We start from the raw sequence: 17,968 nt of genomic DNA on the forward strand, positions 1-17,968 counted from the left end.
TTGGCGTGCCCAATTACCAAGACGGATAATGGGAGGAACGGTATGAAAACAAACTATAACCGCTGGCTAATTCTTGCTGCAACAATAATCGTTAATATTTGCATCGGAGCACAATACGCCTGGAGCGTGTTCGCACTTCCTCTGGCGAAACACTTCGGGTGGAGTGGGACAGCACTTGCCTTAGCCTTTACGATCACCTTTGCCACAGGACCGATTGTTATGATTTGCGGTGGACTGCTGCAAGACCGCAAAGGGGCAAAATTTAACATTGTTCTTGGCGGTATCCTCTGGAGCTTTGGGATGTTTTTTACAGGATTCGTTTCAAGCCCTGAAGCTCTTTACTTAACGTTTTCAGTTATTGCCGGTGTTGGCGCCGGGATTGTTTATTCTGGTAATGTTGCCAACACAAACAAATTTTTCCCTGATAAACGGGGCCTTGCTGTCGGTTTGGCTGCCACCGGGTATGGTTCAGGAGCAATGATCTTCGCTCCGCTTGCCAGCTCTTTAATTATCAGCTATGGAGTACTTACCACTTTTAAAATCCTCGGTGCCTCATTCTTGATCATTATTATGCTGTGCTCCCTAATTATCAAAGGTGCTCCGGCTGGCTACAAGCCTGAGGGCTGGGTACCGCCGGTTACAGCAGCTAAACCAGGGGGAAATAATAAAAATTGGAAGCAAATGTTGCATGATCCCCTATGGTATGTTATGGCTTGCATGTTTGCAATCGCAGCGCTGGCCGGGCTTATGATTTTAGCTCACGCATCACCGATCGGTCAGACAATGTTCAAGTTAGAACCTCAAGTCGCAGCCTTTTACGTCAGTATAATTGCTTTGTTTAACATGGCTGGACGAGTTTGTTTTGGATTTATATCAGATAAATTGGGGCGATCTAATACGGTGGCGCTTATGTTTGGGATCTCAGCCTGTGCGCTTTTCCTTCTGACCAATACAACTTCAAGTGTCATGTTTGGCTTTGCTGCTGGATTAGTCGGATCTTGCTTTGGCGGGGCTCAGGCCGTTTTCCCATCGTTTGTAGCTGAAAATTACGGAACGAAAAACATCGGCGTCAACTATGGAGTAACCTTTGTTGCCTTTGGTATTGCCGCCTATTTTGGTCCAATGATTGCAGCAAATGTTGCCAAGGCTAGCAACGGAATCTATACACAAGCCTTCTATATTGCGATGATCTTAAATATCATTGGTGTTGCCCTAACATTTATCTACAAAATTCTTGAACAAAGGGGTAAAAACACAACCACCAATGTGGCTCAATAAGAATTTTTGAAAAGACCTAATAACGGGTAGCTTACATGAAGTAAAATGATGTCATGGAGGCTAAATCATGACTATTCGACCCAAAATACCATATATTCCATTAGAGCAACAGCCTTATCTAAAAGGACGGCAACTGGAATTTGAGAGTATCGCACAGATGCTTACTGTACGCTCAAATGAAACCCCGAATGCTCCGCATGTTTATTACTATGACCAGACATTAACTTATAAGGATACTAATGATCGGGCAAATAGAGTCGCAAACTATCTCAAAAAAAAGGGTGTAAAAAAAGGAGATATCATAGCTATTATGATATCGAATTCTCCCGAAATTTACTACACCATGTGGGGATCTCATAAGCTGGGAGCAATTGCGATGTGTATCTCTCCTATGCTGAGAGGCCCGGAAATTGCCTATATCTTGGATGATGCAAAACCGAAGGTAGCGTTTGTTGTTAGTGATAGCATGACTGAATTTCTCAAAGGATTAACTATAGCTACTACTAAACCAATTGTCGTCGAAGTAGCAACCGCAGATAAGTGTGATTTAACAATAGCCCAGGATACTCTTGACAATGTTTTGAATAAGTTTCCGGATGATGAGTGTTTGGTCAAACAAAACCCTGATGACATATTTTTGTTATTATATTCATCCGGTACAACCGGAAGACCTAAGGGTATATTACTGTCCAACAAAGCCGGGCTGTCATTATGCCGGGATCAGAACAGGAGCGGGATTGTAACTGGCAATGACGTCATGTTGCTTATTCTTCCAATGTATCACTGTTGCCCCTTATGTGTGTTTACATACCCTTTGAGCTATGCCGGACAAGCTCTCTGTGTACGTCAATTTTCTGTCAACGATTTCTGGCCAACCGTTATTCAATATGGGATAACAATTATTATGGCTGTTCCCACCATGCTTGACTATATTCTCAGCCGGATTGATGCGAAGGATGTTGATCTGTCCAAAGTAAAGATAAAGTATGCCAACACCGGCGCAGGTCCCCTTTCCCTTGAAACACGCAAGCGGTTTAAAGAACAGTACAAAATTGATCTGTTGGTGGGATATGGTCTCACCGAAGGGGGTGGAGGTTGCTGCGTCGAACCGCCCCTGGGTCATTATAAGGAAGGGTCGTGCGGATTACCTTATCCTGAACAGCAAATCGAGATAATAGACGAACATGGTACTATACTGCCAAATAACCAAATTGGTCAAATCTGTATAAAAGGCGCTAATGTGATGTCAGGGTACCTGAATAAGCCTGATGAATTTGCCAGGGCTATGGCTGGTGGTTTTTTGCATACTGGGGATATGGGCTATTTTGATGAGGAAGGCTATCTATTCGTTACAGACCGTAAGGGAGACATGATTGTTCGCGGCGGGGAAAATATCTATCCACGGGAGATAGAGAACGTATTAGAATCCAATCAATTGGTTGCTGAGGTTGCTGTTATTGGCGTTCTTGACAAGCTGCTTGGAGAGAGATTAAAAGCATTTATTGTTCCCAAAGTGAAGGGAACTATGAATGCCGAATCAACAAAAGCATGGTTGGCAGAACGAATCGCTGATTTCAAAATTCCTGATTATTATGAATTTGTAAGTTCACTTCCACGGACGGCAACAGGTAAAATTCAAAAATTCGAATTGCGGAAAAGAGCAACCTCACCAGGATAACTTAGATCATAATTAGCAGAACGTAAAATAGTAGGAATAGGGGAGAAATATTCATGACAAAGAAAAAACAACTAAAAAAATGGTTATCTATTGTACCTGTGGCCCTTATGACCATCACCATGAGCGGAACTACCATGATCCCAAGCACCGCTCAAGCTGCGCTTGGCCAGTCCTTTAACGATGTTCCAGCAAGCCACTGGGCCTATGCTGCCGTAACGAAACTGGCTGAGGCCGGTATTGTTACTGGCTACGACAGCAGCTACTACAAAGGTGATAAAACTATAACCCGCTACGAAATGGCCGTTATGGTGGCAAAAGCGATTGACAAATATGACACCGCCAACGATGCCGACAAGCAGGTAATTGATAAGCTGTCTGCTGAATTTGCCAGCGAACTTAACAAATTAAGCGGTCGGGTAACGAAAGTAGAAGCGAAAACCAATACTTGGCTCAGCGGTGAAACCCGGTTTCGTTTCATGGGAAATGATGCCAATGCTCCAGGTGCCAAAAAACTTAGCGGTTCCGACAGATTTGAGTTTCGTCAACGTATTAAAATTAATGGCAATATCAATGAGAACATATCCCTGACAGCCCGGATGAATGCCACCACTAAAATGGGTAACTACGGCGCTTCCAGTGGCGATGCAATGACCATGGATATCGCTGCAGTGACAGCCAAAAATGCACTCGGCTTAGATAGTATTCGTTTGGGGCGTTACTTCTATGATTCCTTTACTCATGGCCTGTTCGGCAAAGCGATTGGTGTCGATGGCGCCCGTTTTGACAAAACCATCGGCACTACCCGGTTTACCGGATCAGTTAATAATGTTGTCGGCAATGGTACTGCCGCAAACGCTTTCAAAAACAGTACTTCGGGGGACGCTGAAACCGTTACAGCGGCACAACTTACCTTTACAGCAAGTAACAAGCTTAATCTGACTGGCGGCTATTACTGGTCTGATGTTGCTGGTACCAGCAGCACATCCGGAGTTGGTGGCACTATGAATATCACTACCGGTGACAGCTTTAGCGACTCGAAAGGCTGGGCTGTAGGCTTTGATGCCAAAATCGGGGATAAACTGCTGCTTATGGGTGACTATGTATCCACTAAACTTAACGGTGTTAGCGGATCGAACCTCTCCGATAGTCCTAAGGGCTGGGCTGTAGAACTTACGAACGCCACCAAAATGCCGGCAGCCTACTTTGAGGCCAAACCGCTGACCGACTATAGGAAAGTCCACGACTTTGGCTGGTCGATTTCCTACCGCAGCGTTGAAGCTGGCGCCACTCCGTATGGCATTGGCGGCTTTGACGGTCAAGCTGTAAGCTCTACGTCTGGAGCATATCCAACCTATATGAAAGGCACTGACAATATCAAGGGTGTGTCCATAGCCCTGGCTAGCACGATTGCTAAGAATGTAACTTGGACGATTGGAATGCAAGACCTCAAAATTAAGGATAGCAAGCTTACTGGCGGAGTAAGCGATCTCGGCAAATCGTATTTTTCGAAGGTTGAGTTCTTCTATTAAAAGTAAGGAATTTATCATAAGCGTTTCTTGAGACCCCTGCCCTTCATAGAACACAGCTAGGTGTCCTATGAAGGGCTTACCAATATCTAAATACTCCCCCACCATGACTTGCTTAAATCCCGGGAATATAATACCATAATACCCAGGTGGAAACTCCCACATATCTATAAAAAGAAGTAATAGAATCCACTAAATATTATTTTTAAGGAGTAATACTACATGAATGCAACCTTCGAAAAGGTCGAAAACGGCGAAGCCCATTTGGAAATTATAATTGCAGCAGAGAAAATGGAAGAAGGTTTGGAAAAGTCGTACAAAAAGAATGGTAAGAAATATAACATTCCTGGGTTCAGAAACGGAGCAACTCCTCGAACAATTTTAGAATCGAAATTTGGAGCGGAAATTTTCTTAGAAGATGCCCTTGAGTTTGTTGTGCCTAATGAATATTATGCTGCAATTAAGCAATTTGAACTAAACATTATTGGTGAACCTGATATTGAAGTGGGTTATGTAGAAAAAGGAAAACCAGTTAGTGTTAAGGTACGTGTGCCGGTTAAACCTGAAATTATCCTCGGAAAGCTGGAAGGACTGGAAGTCAAAGTTCCAAAGGATATTGAAGTAACTGAAAAAGCTATTGATAACTATTTACAGAATTTGCGTTCCCAAAATAAAAAAGTAATTGATAAAGCGAATGAGCCTGCTGCTATTGGAGATACCGTAACTATTGATTATGAAGGCTCATTACAAGACACCACCATGAGACAAACAGAAAAAGATTTTAAATTACTTCTCGGCTCAGGCACTTTTTTCCCTGGTTTCGAAGACAAATTGGTGGGTGTAAAAAAAGGCGACAATTTGAATATTGAAATTTGCTTCCCGCAAGACCACTCGCTTATTCAATTAGCTGGTAAAAGTGCCTCATTCAAAGTAACCGTAAAGAAAGTTGAAAATATTCAACTTAGAGAACTGAATGATCAATTCGCTCAAGAAGTATTTAAACTGAATAGCCTGGAAGAATTGCGTGTAGATAGTAAGGAAAAATTACTTGAAATGACCTCCCAACGTACTTTAAATGCTAAAAGGCAAGCTGCTATTAATGCTTTATTGAATGTATGTCCGTTCACTGTTTCTGAATCCATTATTATGTCGCAGGCTAAGGCAATGCTAGAACAATTTGCAAACCAATTGAAATCCCAGGGAGGAAGTATTGAACTATATCTCCAAATGACTAACAGCACTATGGATAACCTCAAAAAGGAAATATGGCAAGATGCTACAACTATTACGAAATCCAATTACATCTTGGAGAAGATCGTTAAAGAAAAGAAAATTGAAGTAAGTGATGAGGAACTAAATAGCGGTATTGAGGCTTTTGCTGCCAGTATCGGCATGGCTACAAAAAATGCAAAAGAAAACCTTGGTCCGCTAGTTGAGAAAGTGCTGTTTGATTTAAAAGCAAATAAGGCAATCCAATATTTGCTGGATCATGCAGTTATTACAGTTGATTTTGCCGCATAAAAGCTGACTCCACACTAAAAGGAGGTACGGAGAATTGAGGAGTGCTATTGTCATATTTACAAAGGTCCCCAAAATTGGTGACAACAAAACTCGGCTCACAACAGAACGTGGCGGCATTTTAACAGTTGAAGAAGCAAAGGAATTTTATGAGGCTTCCCTGTTAGATGTAATTGATAGCTGTATTGCTGCCAATTGCTGTGATGTGTATATTTGCCAAAACCTGAATGGAGATAAAGACTATCTGAATCATCTCATTGAATCAACGTTTGGCAAAGAAGCGATAAAGGAAATCTTCACAGATGAAGGCCGCTCTTTCGATCAGGGCATGCAATATGCGGTTGATTACATATTTAAAGAGGGTTCCGGTCAAAGGCTAGCAGACAGTGTCTTTATTATGGGTGGAGATATTCCTTCACTTCAGCCCTCTACGATACGAGAAGCAGTAAAAAAACTTGAGCTAATTGCATCCAGCCCCCAAGCATTTACTTGTGTAAAACAGACAGATATAGTAAATCCAACGATTGGCGCAGGAATCATTGAGTCTGTCGACCAAGAAGGTGGCTTTAATTTAATTGGGTACACTTACTCAACACCCTTTTCATTTAATGGCGTTTTCTATAATCCAGATGGCGTAACAGCCTTGGACATGATTGCTTTTAAAGCTGCGGAACATACTATTCCCATTATGCTCGTGGAAATGATCCCGGACATTGATCTGCCGGTAGATCTGGCCAGCTTTCTTCCTGTATTAAACACTCTTAAAATTGTTCAGCAATACGATTCGAATATTATGTTGCCTAAAAGAACAATCCACTATTTGGAAATATTAGGTCTTCAAACTACAGCCCCGGTATCTAAAATTGTTGACTAATCTCACTTTGGCATCATTTATCTTATGCCAAAGCTATTAACACCTCAACTTTTCAATAAATTTGGCGGCTTTTATTAACGCCATTAATACCCATCCATGGAGCACTGCCATGAGAAGTACCACTCTCAATAGTATTTTAGTGTCAATGGACCTGTCCCCGCGACACCCAGCTGAAATAGTTCGCATAAATTCAGCCCCTGACACACGCCAGGGGCTGAATTTATGGGTGAGGATTAAGCATACTTTCCATTCCAGCGCGAGTGACTAATAGTCAGAAGTACAATCCGAGCGACAAAAGATTCTTAACAAAAGTACAACGATGACTAATATAAGCCAAGTCCAATCGCGCTCCGGAGTGAGAGAATCACAACCACAACTAAAGAACATGGCTATAATACCTCCACGTAAATTACCTATCAATGTAATTTATGATAGGCAAAGAAAAAATGGCACTAAAAAAAGCCGCATCCCGAAGGATACGGCACACTTGGCGCTGACTTATATAACCCGGCATCTATGATATAGGGTTAACCATTTATTTATCTGCGTGTCAATGGACCTGTCCCCCTGACAACGCAAATAGCAGTAATTCGTTCACGATTCTGTGCTCAAAATGTGAATAGCTTTTGCTAATTTTGCTTCTAGATTTTTAAGGCGTTCTGCGGTAGGAATTTCACCTTTTTGACGATATGTAATCTCGGTTGCTTGAATTATAATCCGTAATTGTTCCAATTCTGTACGTCTTTTCTCGACTTCTTTAAAAACTTGAAGCATAAACATTCCTCCATTATTTACATCGGGTATCCAGCATTTGCCAGAGCTCTCGCTAGAGGTAATTTTCTACATATCTACAGACTGATCTATCTTGTTACCGAAACAGTATGATAAAATTCGCAGCCGTATGCTGCTGGCAGTGTGTTTTTCGACCCATAGCTTTGCGTTTCTCATCTTTCAATAAGTTAGCCTTAATTTTTGTATTATCTTGTATAATAAAGGAATTTTAGTTATAATTTTACATTAAAATTAACTAATAGTCAATATGGAAAACAGGACTAAAGTCCCTCTTTCTAGGATATTAGTCCTAAAAATATTTCGCTATATGAAAAGCTTGTTTTATTTGTAGATAATACCCTTAAAGCTCCTCCCGTCAATTTTAACCTGGAAGGCCTCCTGCCGTCTAACCAGCTTGACATGATTTGTTTGCTGCAGGACAGGTTGTTTGAGCAGCCAATCCCAATTGAGCATCCCCTCAGCTTCATTATCATATTGAATATGGAAGTATCCCATATGGGTAGCCGTCAAATTATGAAAGAAATGACTACCAAGCGAAGGTTCGGGGCGAAGATCTTTCAGATCGACTTCCACAATAATCAGCGCCTGCGACATTTGCTCCCATGTCAGAGGAATTCCCAGCCATCGATCCGATGTTCCCATACGCCCAAAGCCAACAAGAATGCACCGGCGCCCTTCCTTGAACAGCTTCTTGTTTAGCTCACTGATCTCACTGGCAATTTGCACACTTTCCTGCAAATTAAAGGTCTCAGGATCTACAAAAATGATATCGTGAATATTTTGATAGATTCCGTTGCCAATGGTGCGTTTACTGCAACACCAGGACTCTATCGACTCGTCCATATTGATCTGAAAAGCTTCTCTGCCGACCACCATTGGCCTAATCTGCAAGAAATTAAACTCCTTAGGTTTACTTGCATCCTTAGGAATATTGACGGCAAACTCGATTTCAACATCTGTGCCAAACGATTGTTTTCCTAGTCTCAACAAGTCTTTAATAATTTGCGTCAGTGGCAGCCTGTTGTACTTAAGAATGGGCGCAAACGTCACCAATTTGGGCCCCGCTTGATATACATTGTCATAAATGCAATCATTTTCAGCCGAATAGGTGCTGCCAATATACTCCAGTGACTGATCTTTATGTGCCTGAGAAACCGTCAGCTTCTTGTAAATATAGTTTTCGTCAGCATGCAACGTAATACCGGCAGATTCTTCGATATTTATAGCATAGAATGCATTTTGCGATTTTTTTAAATACTCCTTGGGGCCAGAAACGAGAGGGTTGAGTTTGGGATGAGCCGGGGAGAAACGGTATACCCGCTCACCCTCAACAATAGCTTTTCCTAATCCCAGCGCCAGACTTACGGTCCCCTCTTCCGGCTGTAATGGATAATAAGGATAAAAGTTATAGGATTGAGCCACGCCGGAAATGGCTGGGTAATAGAGGTCGCCATAGCGTTCGCCAACCAATTCCTGAATCAGGACAGCCATTTTTTCTTCTTCAATTCGAATATCCGCATTCTTGGCATATTGCACAGGAGCCGCGTAAAACACCGAAGCATAAACCAACTTAACCGCGTCCGCAAGCTGTTTAAACCGAACTTCACAGTCTGTGTGACTGTTGGGAACTACATATGTATTGTAGATACCGGCAAAAGGCAATATTCTCGAGTCCTCCAGGATGCTCGATGAGCGCACTGCGAGCGGACATTTTATATGTTGAGTCAAGACACGCAGGTTTTCTTGTGTAGCGATTGGCAAAGGGCTTTGGGTAAATTTTTGCGCAATCGCCGCTTCTGTTGGGTTAGTGGCAAGAAAAGAATAAAGTTCGTTCTCTTCAATAAATTTTTCAAAAACATCACTGCCAATAACAAATGAGCGCGGCACCTTGACTTTCATGTCTTCATACTTATCTGTCAACTGGGCCTTGGCAATCATTACGTTCATATAGGCAACCCCTCTGGCCTTCCCGCCCAAGGAGCCTGTCCCCAGTTTAATGAACGCGTTCTCCATATCCTTTTTGGAAAGTCCTGCAAAATCAAGCACCAAACCAGATTGGTATTTTTGAAAATAATCATTTAACACTTTTAGGATATAGGCTCGAATGTCAGAAGCACTGCCCACTTGCTCCGTGTCCACAAACCTCAATTTGTCCGCCACTTCAACTTCGACCCGCGCACGAAACCAGCGCGAAAAGTGATTTTTGGTCGCATGATAGTACAGACTCTCATCTGGCAGATCACGGATTATCCTTTCTAAACTGGTGATGTCGTTTGCTTCAGCAATGACTCTTCCATCCGGATACTTAAACACAAAAGAACCAAAACCGTAGTTTTCCAGAATGTAGGTACGGAGATTGTGCAGTAGATTGGGGGAGTTTTTGTTCAGAAAATCCAAATGTAATGCAATCGCTCTTTCAGCATTCTCCAATTCCTCTGATTGTAATAAAAACGGTAGGTCGGGGATCATCTCCCGCACTCTTTGGTTCAGTTCAAAACCAGCCAAGGGATTAAGCTCTCCCTCCATAGGAAACCTTACATCTGAAATTATTCCCAATAAATTGTAGCTATACTTGCTGATAATCGCCATTGCTTCTTCATAGGTTTCCGCAAGCAGAATCTTCGGCCTAAGGCGGACTCTAAGCAAACCATGGTTGATATTCATGGCATGCAACACCAAGCAGCGAGTTTGTGTCAAAATTTCCGTATAAATAATAGGCAAAATCTGCGAATAATACGCCGGAGAATCCTCCACCAAAAGGATGGACTGAACTCCCAACTTGCTATCTGCCGCTAAATTTTGCTGGTCCTCAATATACTTAATGATCGCTAATAAAACCCTATTGTCTCCAGACCAGTGAAATACCCTGTTTATACAAGAAATTTTCCGGATTCGGGCAATCATTTCCGGAGTCAACCGGTCGTAGGAAAGCATAACAATCGGAACGTCCGGGTAGGTTTTATGGATTTTTGTTTCAACCTCAAATGAGCTCATGTCGCTTATGCGGGACATAGTAATGATCAGATGAATGGTTCTGTTTTCTAATTCTTCGCAAGCATCTTCCCCGTTAGCTACCCAATGAATCCTGGGAATAAAAGGAATACTTAAATCGTTGAACTGATGGTAAATCTGCTCGGCTAACTGTCCATCTTCTTCAAGGACATACGCGTCGTACTCAGTAGATATCAACAGTATTTCCGTAACCCTGAATTTCATTAGGTCATGAATACCTAAAAAACGGGCCTTCATATCACCGAACTTCTTCATAGCACTTCTCCTATTCCTTGAAATAATCTCAGCAAACCTTACTATCAGTATATACTAAATTGGATTTGGAATCGATTCTTTAATGCTATCACTGTCTTCAATAAAATAGAATATGCGTATTTATTTTTTCAATTTTACCAACACCTCTATTAATGATATTATAGTTATTGAAAGGATATCTAGAGCAGTAATATTCTACTGCTAATTAGATACCAAAAGGACTAAATTTGGGAATTTATTATCCGAAAATTACAACTATTTAGAACAAATAAGTTTACTGGAGGGTATTTATGTTTATAAGAAATACTAAATTTATATACTCCGCAGAAGGTGAGGTGTATGCATTCACACTAGTTGTAAGGATATGACATTGGTGTAGAATTTTGTTCTGAAAAAGTACTAAATTAATTGAATTCAGTAAAGTACTTGCTGTTCAGATGCTTAAGTAAAGTTACTTGGATGTATTTATCAACAAAACATTTAGGGGGATTATGACATGACTACAAATGCTCAAAAGTACTGTGATGAACTCTATCGCCGAGTTGTCGAACGAAATGCAAACGAACCGGAATTCCATCAAACAGTCCAGGAAGTTATGAGTTCTTTGGTGCCTGTTCTCGATAAAAATCCCGAATATATTGAACTAGGAATTGTAGAGAGGATTGTGGAGCCAGAGCGCCAGTTTATTTTCCGTGTACCTTGGATGGATGACACTGGCAGGGTAAGAGTGAACCGCGGCTTTAGGGTTCAGTTCAATAGCGCGATAGGACCTTACAAAGGCGGCTTGCGTTTTCACCCGTCGGTTAACAATGGTATCATCAAGTTCCTCGGTTTTGAACAGATCTTCAAGAATTCACTGACGAGTTTACCGATGGGCGGCGGCAAAGGCGGCTCCGATTTTGATCCGAAGGGCAAATCAGATGCCGAGGTTATGCGATTCTGCCAGAGTTTCATGACCGAGCTATATCGTTATGTCGGCCCTAATACAGATGTACCGGCCGGTGACCTTGGCGTCGGTGGCCGGGAGATTGGCTACCTTTTTGGACAATATAAGCGACTACTAGGAAATTATGAAAATGGTGTTATAACTGGAAAAGGCCTTTCTTTTGGCGGCAGCTTGGCTCGCCCGGAAGCTACTGGCTTTGGGATCGTGTATTTCTGTCATGAAATGTTGAAGGCTAAAGGAACATCTTTTGCGGGCAAGACTGTCGCAGTATCCGGTTTTGGCAATGTTACCTGGGGCACAGTGAAAAAGGTTACTGAATTAGGCGGCAAGGTTGTTACCCTCTCAGGTCCTGACGGATATATATATGATCCTGACGGTGTTAGTGGCGAAAAAATTGAATACATGCTCGAAATGAGAGCGTCTTGTCGTGATCAGGTTGAAGATTACGCTGAGAAGTTTGGTGTTACATTCTTTCCGGGTGAAAAGCCTTGGAGTACTAAAGTTGACGTTATTATCCCCTGTGCTACTCAAAACGAGATCCTTATTGAAGACGCTAAAAAGATTGTCGCGAACGGGGTAAAATTTGTTTGTGAAGGATCAAATATGCCTTGTACTAACGATGCAATTGAATACTTCCTGAAGAATGGCGTATATCTTGGACCGTCAAAAGCAGCCAATGCCGGCGGCGTGGCCGTTTCCGGTCTTGAAATGTCGCAAAACAGCATGCGGATCGCCTGGTCATTTGAAGAAGTTGATGCTAAACTCAAAACAATTATGCTTAACATTTTTAAAAATTCCAGCAAGGCGGCGGAAGATTATGGCTTTAGTGACAATCTGGTTGTTGGCGCCAACATAGCTGGGTTTATTAAAGTCGCTGAAGCAATAAAAGCGCAAGGTTTAGTATAAAAGAACAAATATGCAGGCTATTCTTGAATATATTTTAAGCTCACAGCAAACTTGCAAAAATAGGGGGCTTGGCTAATCGCCAAGCCCCCTATTTTTCAGCAAATTTACAACAACTAACAGTAATGCACTTATAATACAACTTTATTTCGGTTTCATAGTTACTTTTTGTCCTGTTGTGTATATTTTCTTTCGTTCTAATCCTGATATAATACGCGCCGCACCGGCATTATCCTTAACCACAAAGCTTGATAAATCACTAACACCGAAAGAAAACAAATCTGGTGCTAAAGGAGTAAAAGGTCCAACAATTATGACATAAGCATTTTTGGCTAGTTCCAACATGCGTGGTAATGTTTTATAAACCAGGCTGGTACAACTGAGAATAACAAAATTGCTTTCCGGCAAGATATATTCAGCAGCCGCTTCAGGATAATCGCCTTCCAGCGGGTCACGTTCAATAATTGCAAGCTCGCATACCGGTTGGAACAGTTGCTCAATATAAGGAAAATGACCGAAAACGGCAACTTTTTTATTTTTTATCACATTTTGATAGGCAATAAAGGGGTCACTAAGGCGATCCTCACTGTACAGACTTTTAGAAAGGGCAATTCCGTTGCTGACTGCCGTTGCCGGCGAATTATACCAGGCGTTTATCGCCGCCATGCCAACGGAAGCTTCAACAAAATTCCAGGACTTAATGCATTCTGCCAGTTTTTTCAGCGGCATATTGAGTGATTTCTTCATCGTTTCTGGCAAGCTATCTCCCGGCAAAATTTGGCTAAAACCACATCCATTGCCGCTTCGTATGAGCACAGCATAAGTGCCGCAAATAAACTCATCAACAAGGCACTCCTCCGGTATTCCTTCAATTAAGGCATCATATAATTCCCACATTTTTTCAACCCTTCTCCTTATCCCAGATTAAGAAAATTTGATTCCTTATATCCGGCACCCAACCGCTATAAGACAAACTTCAGAGGATAAACTCTTTCTCCATACCTCAACTGCTGTCGAATTCCCAGCATGATAGTATCCAGTTTTTCAATGTCCTTCAGACTTTCTATTTCTTCGTCCGAAGTTTCCATGATTTTATGAATGCCACCGTTTTTTATTACAATACGCTTATCAGCACTCAAAGCAAGCAGTGGATCATGAGTAGAAATCAATACAATTTTTTCATTTTCCGTTAACAAGCTAATTGCCTGTTTCCTATCAATGCCGGCGTTTTCGATTTCGTCAATCAGGACAATGGGCGAAGCACTCATATAGGCCGCATCGGCAATCATCAATGCACGGGATTGCCCGCCTGAGAGCTGTGTCACTTTAGTATCCATGGTGAATTTTTCACCAGCTAGTTCATTGGCACAGACAAAACATTGTTTTATCACCTGTTCGGCATTCTCGCACAGACGACTTTTCGCATGCATTGCCAGAAATTCTGCGACATTCAGATCCATAACGAAATTCATATTTTGCGATAACTGCGCCACCATTTTATTGCCCATATCAAATCGTTCTTCATCGCTCAACGGGTGATCATTAATCAATATTTGGCGTCTGGTCGGTGTATCGCATTGAGCTAAACACTCGATGTCGCCCAACAGACGGCTTTTCCCTGAACCCGTGGGACCTACAATACTAATAACCTCACCGACCGCCATCGTCAGCGACACATTCTCCGCTTCCCCTTGTTTATTTCTCCCGCCTATGATTGTAATATTTTGTACTTTTTCCCGCTCTTCCCGGTGATTTACCAGCGTTGCCATGAATTTTACTAATTCTTCAGTTAAGCTGAATACATCAAGTCCAAACTCCTCCAGTTGCTCTGGCAATATTTTTTCTAGCGCCTGAGATACCATGAGATTTTTCTGCAGATCCTGCAAATTATAATTTATAAAAAAATCCTGCACGACCGGATAGTTCTTGATGATTTCGGCAATCGTCTTATCTTTAATGATCTCTCTAATTTTTACATTTTGCGCCATATTTTCACCTGAATTCCATCTTTTTCAGCATTCCCATTTGGTAGGTTTCACCAATCCGCGTTTCTCCGGTACAGTAGGCGCATACTGAAGCAGGCATTGAGAAACGCAAACGGCGATTTCTCACCGTAGTAATATCTGCAGCATTTTTAACATGTTTGCTCAGCATGAACGCCCCTTGACCGGTAATTCCGTTTACAAACAGAATATTGGCGCCGGGGTTGACTTGCCGGACATTGAACATAAACACTTCCCGTTCAGCCTGCGAGACGATATCCCCCTTAGTAATCAAAACAATATCCGCCAGTTTCAGCATAGGCCCAATTTTACGGGGAGTATTAATTCCAGAAAGATTATCAATAACACAAATGGCAAGGACTCCCTGAATATGTGGAGAGCAGCGATTGCACAGACCGGCGCTTTCGCTAATCAGTATATCCAGGCCGGCACGATTTCCCCACTCAACAGCGTCTTCAATATTGCTGATAAAAAAATGATCCGGACAGAATTTTCCGGAAAATCCCACTTGAACTTGTACGCCATATTCTTTATAACGAAGTTGATCAAAAGAAGTCAGGCAGTCAAATTTTATAACACCGACCTCTTGGCTACTTTCTCTAAGACAATCAATCAGTCTGAGAATTACTGAAGTTTTACCAGAAGAAGGCGCCCCTGATACCGTAATAAGTTTCATATCTCTCCCCCCCAAAAACTCGATTACCTGACTGGCATACCATTCCCAGCAGGATTAACACCATGTGTTATCAATATATATACTTGCGTTTTCTTCCTTACAAAACATGATACTATTAAATATAATATAAATCAATATATGATATGTTAATTTGTTTTAATTTGTTTATGTTGTTTTTTGTTCCAAAACTTTAAAGTTTCCCGCCCATTTCGGTAAAGGATTGACCCATAAATCTTCTATAGAAATCATCAGCAAGTGCCGTCATATCGATATCAGCAAACTTATCAGGATAAATTGTTTTGGCAATCCAAACAATTCCCAGCACACAGTGCGGTGCGGGAAAATCCCACCAGCCTATATTGGAAGGAAAAGCATAGACCTGTCTTTGCTCAACGGCTTTTAAGGTACTAAATTTGGTATTGTCAAAGATTGCGCTCGTTCCACTGGCCCCCGCTGCAGGTCCGAGGATAATTACATCCGGATTCCATTGAATAATCCGTTCTGGCGATACCATCGGCCAGCGAGCTTTCAAATCGGTCGCCACATTTTCAGCCCCTGCTGCCTTCAGCATGTGTGTCTGCAGCATGTCGCCTGAAGCTACTGTAAGATTAGCCCCGCCCTCTAAATACAAAACGTTAGGTCGCTTATCTGCCGGCACATCACCCACTCTGTTCTCAACCATACCCAATAGCTCCACACAGGCATTAATGTATTCCTCGCCCTTGTCGCCACAATCTAGAACTTTAGCCATCAATCTAACTGCCGCAAAGCTTTCCTCTATGGTTTCACCTTTTATGGCCACCACCGTCAAACCAGCATCTTCGAACTGTCGCAGTGCGGAACCGTCCAGAGCTACTTCGCAAAAAATAACCTGCGGTTTCAAAGCCAACAGTGTTTCAATATTTGCTGTATGATTCCGTTCCATGCCATAACCTGACATTTTATTTTTTTCCTTTAAAGCCATCGCCTGATTAAGCCTGCTGCCCAGAAATACATTTCCTACCAGCTTGTCCTGCTGTCCCAGGGCATACACAATATATGCCCCGATATGAGTGTTCATGGCGGAAATCCGTTGAATATCACGGGGAACCCTTACCTGTCGACCCAGTTGGTCGGTCACGGTAATTGTCTGAATATCTAGATTCTGCGTGTTTTGGGATACTTCCATTGTTTTTGAGTATACTGCTACTAATAGTAACAATAGGCCAAAGCTCACAAGTATAACACATTTTTTCACTACCTATTACTCCCATTCACAGACTATTCGTTTCCACCCTTACTCAACTCGATACTAGTCGCGAGAAACAGGAACACCAACTTTGGTTTCACTGTCTCATCCGTGCGTCAGCAACAAGCAAACATTAACTAATCATAACAAAATTAACTTGCCACTTAATAATGATATGATTTGTTTTATTTCGTTTTATTTGGTTGAAGTATTGATTCTGCACACCAAAGAAGAATCCTGCAACCTTTAAAAAAATATTTATATTGAAGTTTCCTCAATACCGATCCTTGAGGCCAATAACCCTCTTGACGCAAAGGTTGGGGAGAAACAACCGGACGTTCTTTTTGCTGCCCTCCGCTTACACCTAAAAAAGTAGTTCTTAACTTCTTGGGCTAACTTCTACTTACATTTCCGCTGTTTAACTGGGGCATATATTAATCGGTATTTGTTTTTCTGCATACAATCGACAGACTTTAATTAGGGCCCCAATCAATTCCCACTGTATCATGGATTATCGGTAGTAATCTTGTAAAAGTAATAAGCCGCGCACCCGAAGGTAAACGGCATACACAAATACCACCCTCGTTTTTCCAGAAAACTTCATAATAGCGGAGCCATCGTGCCCTTTTTTTATGCGAAATAAAAAGCCGTACCCCGAAGGATACGACTCACCCCAACTACTACTGTGAGTACTATGCAAGTAATAATTGATATGTTTCTAAAAATGCCAAAATCCCCGGAAAACGCCAGTGGTTTATTCATTCCCCTTCAATAAACCACTTACCATCATCACAAAATAAAAACACCTGTTTCCCAGCAATCCGGCAGGTATATCGCATACCCATGCCGCCAGCTTTTAGCGATGCTGCTTGACGAACTTCATAAACTTTATCAATATCCCACTTTCGGCCATCTGCCCAGTGAAGGATGGTCAGTTTAACTATTCCGTTTGTGTTATGTTCGGCAGTGATGGCAACGAATATTTTTGTTTTGCTAGGTGCATCAGTTGTACGCATAAGGAACCTCCTTACAGAACATTTGTTTGCGCTTATTATAGAACAAATGTTTGTAGATGTAAATAGGAGGGTACTGGAAAAGGGTCGCCCACCCCTAAGGACAGGCGACTTGGCACAACCGATATCTAAGCGGGCCGCACTTTAGATTTAGTTGTGGATTTTACTACGCTCGAACTATGTTAGCAAACCGTGCTGCAGTCATCATTGAAGCAAAAAAATAGTAAAAGTATTATAATGATGATTATAAAACAGCTACTATCACG

13 protein-coding genes are annotated in these 17,968 nt (G+C 41.9%); 6 read left to right on the plus strand and 7 right to left on the minus strand.

All coding sequences use genetic code 11. The features are described 5' to 3' along the window. Positions 1–42 precede the first annotated feature (42 nt). From AC1ECB_RS22895 to AC1ECB_RS22915, 5 genes are all read left to right on the plus strand, one after another. The gene (locus AC1ECB_RS22895) at positions 43–1,278 is read left to right on the plus strand and encodes an L-lactate MFS transporter (RefSeq protein WP_485665951.1); all 1,236 of its coding nucleotides are present in this window, start codon (positions 43–45) and stop codon (positions 1,276–1,278) included. A gap of 67 nt (positions 1,279–1,345) precedes the next feature. After that, positions 1,346–2,956: a class I adenylate-forming enzyme family protein gene (locus tag AC1ECB_RS22900; RefSeq protein WP_485665952.1), complete on the plus strand. Its 1,611-nt coding sequence runs from the start codon at positions 1,346–1,348 to the stop codon at positions 2,954–2,956. Between the two features lie 53 nt (positions 2,957–3,009). Continuing rightward, entirely contained in the window at positions 3,010–4,485 is a 1,476-nt protein-coding gene (locus tag AC1ECB_RS22905) for an S-layer homology domain-containing protein (RefSeq protein WP_485665953.1), read from the plus strand. A gap of 219 nt (positions 4,486–4,704) precedes the next feature. Further along, complete coding sequence (gene tig, locus AC1ECB_RS22910; protein ID WP_485665954.1) at positions 4,705–6,003, plus strand: trigger factor; 1,299 nt, start codon at positions 4,705–4,707, stop codon at positions 6,001–6,003. Between the two features lie 34 nt (positions 6,004–6,037). Beyond that, positions 6,038–6,874 (plus strand): TIGR04282 family arsenosugar biosynthesis glycosyltransferase, encoded by an 837-nt coding sequence (locus tag AC1ECB_RS22915; protein WP_485665955.1) that lies wholly within the window; start codon positions 6,038–6,040, stop codon positions 6,872–6,874. A gap of 594 nt (positions 6,875–7,468) precedes the next feature. Here the strand turns inward: AC1ECB_RS22915 and AC1ECB_RS22920 are convergent. Together AC1ECB_RS22920 and AC1ECB_RS22925 are read right to left on the minus strand one after the other, a co-directional pair. Further along, positions 7,469–7,648 carry a hypothetical protein gene (locus AC1ECB_RS22920; protein WP_485665956.1) on the minus strand — a complete coding sequence of 60 codons (180 nt, stop codon included), beginning with the start codon at positions 7,646–7,648 and terminating at the stop codon, positions 7,469–7,471. A gap of 339 nt (positions 7,649–7,987) precedes the next feature. Then, positions 7,988–10,933: a PEP/pyruvate-binding domain-containing protein gene (locus AC1ECB_RS22925; RefSeq protein ID WP_485665957.1), complete on the minus strand. Its 2,946-nt coding sequence runs from the start codon at positions 10,931–10,933 to the stop codon at positions 7,988–7,990. Between the two features lie 496 nt (positions 10,934–11,429). On the opposite strand from AC1ECB_RS22925, the gene gdhA reads away from it, so the two are divergent. Then, positions 11,430–12,785 (plus strand): NADP-specific glutamate dehydrogenase, encoded by a 1,356-nt coding sequence (gene gdhA / locus AC1ECB_RS22930; RefSeq protein WP_485665958.1) that lies wholly within the window; start codon positions 11,430–11,432, stop codon positions 12,783–12,785. A gap of 141 nt (positions 12,786–12,926) precedes the next feature. Here gdhA and AC1ECB_RS22935 read toward each other — a convergent pair whose 3' ends face one another. The 5 genes from AC1ECB_RS22935 to AC1ECB_RS22955 form a co-directional block, all read right to left on the minus strand. Continuing rightward, positions 12,927–13,679 carry a Rossmann-like domain-containing protein gene (locus AC1ECB_RS22935; RefSeq protein WP_485665959.1) on the minus strand — a complete coding sequence of 251 codons (753 nt, stop codon included), beginning with the start codon at positions 13,677–13,679 and terminating at the stop codon, positions 12,927–12,929. Between the two features lie 65 nt (positions 13,680–13,744). Beyond that, positions 13,745–14,770 carry an ATP-binding cassette domain-containing protein gene (locus tag AC1ECB_RS22940; RefSeq protein WP_485665960.1) on the minus strand — a complete coding sequence of 342 codons (1,026 nt, stop codon included), beginning with the start codon at positions 14,768–14,770 and terminating at the stop codon, positions 13,745–13,747. A 4-nt stretch (positions 14,771–14,774) separates the two neighbouring features. Beyond that, positions 14,775–15,461: a GTP-binding protein gene (locus AC1ECB_RS22945; protein WP_485665961.1), complete on the minus strand. Its 687-nt coding sequence runs from the start codon at positions 15,459–15,461 to the stop codon at positions 14,775–14,777. A 190-nt stretch (positions 15,462–15,651) separates the two neighbouring features. After that, positions 15,652–16,698, minus strand: a complete 1,047-nt coding sequence (locus AC1ECB_RS22950) for an ABC transporter substrate-binding protein (RefSeq protein ID WP_485665962.1) — start codon at positions 16,696–16,698, stop codon at positions 15,652–15,654. A 749-nt stretch (positions 16,699–17,447) separates the two neighbouring features. Next, positions 17,448–17,705, minus strand: a complete 258-nt coding sequence (locus AC1ECB_RS22955) for a hypothetical protein (RefSeq protein WP_485665963.1) — start codon at positions 17,703–17,705, stop codon at positions 17,448–17,450. Positions 17,706–17,968 lie beyond the last annotated feature (263 nt).

The organism is Sporomusa sp. 246TCP1, assembly GCF_057319775.1.